At 49.0% G+C, this 4,577-nt stretch carries 3 protein-coding genes; 1 reads left to right on the top strand and 2 read right to left on the bottom strand.

Annotated elements, in window-relative coordinates; translation table 11 throughout:
• Positions 1-1,893: TonB-dependent receptor plug domain-containing protein (locus tag B3B27_RS07150; protein ID WP_286847192.1), on the top strand; the 1,893-nt coding region annotated here is incomplete at its 5' end.
• Positions 1,894-2,065: 172 nt separating this feature from the next.
• Here the strand turns inward: B3B27_RS07150 and B3B27_RS07145 are convergent.
• Both B3B27_RS07145 and B3B27_RS07140 read right to left on the bottom strand, forming a co-directional pair.
• Positions 2,066-2,788, bottom strand: coding sequence for a hypothetical protein (locus tag B3B27_RS07145; RefSeq protein WP_238868488.1), 723 nt, complete (start codon positions 2,786-2,788; stop codon positions 2,066-2,068).
• 16 nt (positions 2,789-2,804) lie between these two features.
• Positions 2,805-4,577 (bottom strand): RagB/SusD family nutrient uptake outer membrane protein (locus B3B27_RS07140; protein ID WP_286847191.1); only part of this gene is annotated, 1,773 nt, incomplete at its 5' end.

Genomic DNA, 4,577 nt, shown 5'->3' with positions numbered 1-4,577 from the left:
GAGGATAATGCGGGGTACACCGTGAACTTTTATCCCGAGGGGGGGCACGGGGTGGCGGGTGCCCCGTGCCGGTTTGGTTTCGAAGCGGTGCATAATAACGGCTCGGCCGGGGAAGTGACCGGATACGTTGTGGACAGCCGCAGAGATACCCTGTCGCGGTTTGCCACGATGCACGACGGGATGGGGGAGTTTTCCTTCACTCCTCGCCCGGGGGAAGCGTACGAGGCCGTTTGTATCAATAATTATGGTTTGGAGAAGGTGTTCACGCTGCCTCCTGCCGTGACGGGTTCTTTCGCGTTACGCGTGGACGCGGGCGAGGATGCATTCCGGGTTTCCCTGGTACGTGACTCGTTGCCCCCGGATGCCCCGTCGCGTTTTCAACTGCTGGTACTCCAGCGTGGCTTTCCCCTCTACGCGGATGCATGGGACGGGGGACCGCGGGTTTTCCCGAAAAGCGCGTTTCGGGAAGGGATGCTGCATTTCCTGTTGCTTGACAAGGGGCATATCGTGAGCGAGCGGCCGGCGTTCGTGCTCCCGGCTGAAAAGAAAATCGAATGCCTGGTAGCCGGCAAAACCGGTGGCCGCGACAGTCAAGGCCCCACCCGGATTGAACTGGTATTGCAAGACGAGGACGGGAGGCCGATAAACGGGGTGGCCTCCATTGCCGTTACCCGCGAGGGGGATTTTTTACCCGACTCGACCATTACCATTCAAACGGAATTGTTGCTGACTCCCGATTTGCAAGGAGAGGTTCGCGACCCCGGGTGGTATTTCCGGAACGCTGGCGTTCCCGTGGGAAGGGAAGCGATGGACTTGCTGGTACGGGTGCGAGGGTGGAGGCGTTACGAGATTGAGCCTGCCATGCAAGGTGAATACGATGAACCGGACGTATTGCCCGAGGTAAGCGCGCGGGTATCCGGGAGAGTGCTGGACCGGAAGGGAGCGGGGGTGCAAAACTGCGTGGTCACGCTGGCCGCCCCCGGGACGGGTATTCTGGAACAGGCGGTGAGCCGGGAAGACGGTCGTTTTGTCTTTACCGGGTTTGAAATTCCCGAGGGTACCCGCTTCGTGGTTTCGGCGAAGACAGCAACGGGAAGAGAGAATGTTTACCTTGTCCTGGATGAAGTCCCGTCCTGGTTTGAAGGCGTGCCGGCCCCGTTGGCGGCTTCAGGGAAACCGCACGGGGATCACCTCGAGTCCGGTCAATGGCAAGGCTACCGGAATAGGACGCTGGAGAAGTTGGCGAGGGAAGAAACGATGCGGGATATCTTTTTGGAAGAGGTAGAGGTACGTGCCCCCAGGAAAACGTACAATACCGAGTACGAACAACAAGCCGGTACGGTTATTACCGAGGAGCGTATCAAGCAATCGGGATTACCAAACCTTCAAATGGTGCTGAGGGCGTTAGTAGGTATTGGCGGATTATGGTCTCCCCTTCTTGTTTTCGATGGGGTTCCTGTCTACGATTCGGGCTCAGCAGACTTTTTTTTAAATTATCTTCCGGTAGAAGCCATCGGGCAAATAGATATCATAAAAGGACCGCATGCCGTGGGATATTTTAATGGTAAACACAATATGATTGTCGCGGTCTCCACCAAGAGGGGAGGGAAGGGAGGAGCCTATTACGCGAAGACGAACACCGGCTACATTACCCCGATGGGGTATCAACAGCCGGTGGAAGTGTACGCTCCCGCTCCCCGGGTAAACAAGGAACCGGACGTGCCCCTGCCCGATCTCCGATCCGTCTTGTACTGGCAACCGCGGCTGCCAGTAAGGGAGGGTAGGGCGTCGATTGATTTTTACCCGCCTGTAGACGCTCCCGTTTCCGTCGTGATTGAAGGGGTTACACGGGAAGGGGATACCTTTCGGGGTCATTGTTCCTTCGCGTATTGATAGGGCTGGACTACCTGTTCAACCGGATCGCGGTCATTTGCCCGAGTGTTGCTCGTGATGCCTTGTCCGGCTACTCCGGAATACCTATCTACTTCGACTGCTTTGGACAGAATACAAAAAAGGAGGTGAGTATTAGCCCACCCCCTTGAAATGATGTTGTTTGATCTATTCGTTACCCGGGATAGAAAACGATCCTGACCTCGTATAAGCGGGTATACTGAGGAACACCCGCAGGGCGGTAAGCAATATTTTTCACAAGATAGCGCTGCGGTTGAGAAAAATCGCCCGGTTTGCCAAGCTCCGCTGCTCCTTTTACAGGTTCCACAATGCAGTCATAGGGGTTCACTAAAACAAGTTCACCTATGATCTCATTCTTCCTTACCGGAAGAGTAACATACTCTGAACGGTTGTTGGTTGGGTTAGCCAATGTAAAGTCTCCCGTAAACTTACTTCCATCGAACAAGTATCCTTTGTTGGCAGTCTTATATTTGGCGTGATCATTCACGTAAGCGGTGATCACATAAAGTTTACCGCCTGGAGCCTCAGCATTATTCTCTTCTTTAATAGAGCCACTTACAGTAGCTCCAGGTTGTACTACCTCTCCGTTGCTGAGCGTGACTGCTGCCCCGGTCCCATTCTTCCAGCTGCCATTGGAAGCTCCGATTGTTTGAGTGTTAATGTAATTTTCCACCCATTTGTCCCAATTTACGGCATAAATTTGATTCTCAAATAGTTCTCTGGCTTTCACGTCAAATCTGCTCGCTTCTACTTGCGAATAGGTGGACTCAGGAGCTTCTTCAAAAGTCAATCCTTTCTCACAGCCTGATAAAAACCAAACTACGCACAACAGGGCTGCCCCGGTATATAAATTTTTAAGTAATTTATTTATCAACATAGTTATATTTTTTTAATTAGTTATTATAATTATAGTTCTCCCATCCCGGATTTTGCTGCAATTGCGTGTAATCTTTAAGTATGGTTGCAGAGAAGGGAACAAAATAAAATCTACTGTTGTCAAACTTTCGTTGGTAGTAGGAATAGGGCATTCTGAAGGTCTGAATCTGAGGTGTGAAATAGCCTTCACCACCAGGTTGTACTGGATAGCCGTTTTCTCCTATTTTTTCACTTTCGATGCCTTTGCGGAAGATCCACATTCCTCTGGATGCTTGATTTAGTTCCTCTATAGTAGATTTTCCTTCGGCTTCACTCCATCGTAAAAGGTCAAAGTAGCGGAATCCCGGTGCTTCAAAAGCAAATTCCAGACGGCGCTGCATTTTCATCTCTTCATACAGGTCGTTTCCTTCATAGTCCGAAAGACCGGCCCGACGACGAATTTCATTGATATATCCTCTGGCATCCGATTGTCCGAGTTTTATACCTGCTTCAGCACAATTCAGCAAAACTTCGGCATAGCGGACATTAAAATAACAAGTTTGACGTTGGATACCCCAGTTAAATGTTCCATCGTTATTAAATCTGTCAAAATGTGAATATTTCCTTGAGTAATATCCTGTGATTGTTTGAGCTGAAGCTCTGTTAATGGGTGCAACCTCCATTCTGTCCACAAACCGATAACCTGAATGCAGAGAACTGTACTTTAATGTAACTGCCGGATTGGTATTGTCAATCCATGTCTGTATCATATAGCGCTCCTGTTCCGGGCCCATATAAGCCCCGTCGTAGGTGACTGTGGCATAGAATCGTTTGTCGCGGTTCTTGAAGATATCCCGATAATTGGCACTTGAGCCTTCAATCTCACCCTCTTCATTTTTGTGGAACCCCATTGCTTTTGACTGAGATGTTTCCCACCATTTTTTCCACTGACCGTCTGCATCGTCTTTTTGCAAATAGGCATCTACCAGATCCTGGGTGGGGAACAGACCTGAACGAAATTCCCATTTGAACGATGCAGCATCTGTTCCGCCGTAATAATAGTGATCGGGACCGTTTTTAGCTGTGGGGTTAAAGCCACTGCGCTGGTTTTCCTTAAACATAACCGGCCAAATGGATTCCTTACTCATGTGTGCAGTCGTACTTGTGAACAAATCTTCATAGTTGTTTTCAAGACTATATTTACCAATCAGGCTCTTGGATGCATTGTAGGATATTTGATAGTAATGCTGTGCGTCCTTTTCAAATTTGAACAGTCCAGCAGGGTCATCTGTATAAAGATTTTTGGCTGAAGCATCGGCAGCATTGGCGGCATACAATGCTACGCGTGAGATATATGCTGTTGCTACATTTCTATTGACCATGCCAACGTCGGGAGTACCTCCGTAAGCATCAAAAAATTTAACCGATTCGGTCAAGTCTGAAAGAATGTTGTCGAAAATCTCTTCTCGTTTGTTTTGCGGAAGATAGGTATTGTCGTCGATCGTGAGCGCTTTGCTTACATAAGGCACTGCACCCCAATACTTAATCATATCAAAATAGACAAAAGCACGGAAGAAATAAGATTCAGCCAGCAGTTGATTTTTTAAATTTTCTGACAAAGCCGATGACGAGTTGATCTTTTCTATACCCAAATTTACATTATATACTTTTTTGTAGGAATCTGACCAGGGAGCTGAGAATCCGATTATTCCGTTGTTTTCGTCGTACTGCCGCTTGTTGAATGACTCCTGGCGATACGTATTCCAGTCCTGCTCGGCATTTCCCTGACAGTTATCCGACCATTGCTCCGA

Source organism: Proteiniphilum sp. UBA5463 (assembly GCF_002427225.1).
GTDB classification, from domain to species: Bacteria; Bacteroidota; Bacteroidia; order Bacteroidales; family Dysgonomonadaceae; genus Proteiniphilum; species Proteiniphilum propionicum.
The sequence above is the reverse complement of the archived record's forward strand: the minus strand, read 5'-3'. Positions and strand labels throughout refer to the sequence as shown.

Excerpts from the sequence above, each read along its gene's own strand:
- B3B27_RS07145 (WP_238868488.1), bottom strand. The coding sequence starts at position 2,788 with ATGTTGATAAATAAATTACTTAAAAATTTATATACCGGGGCAGCCCTG.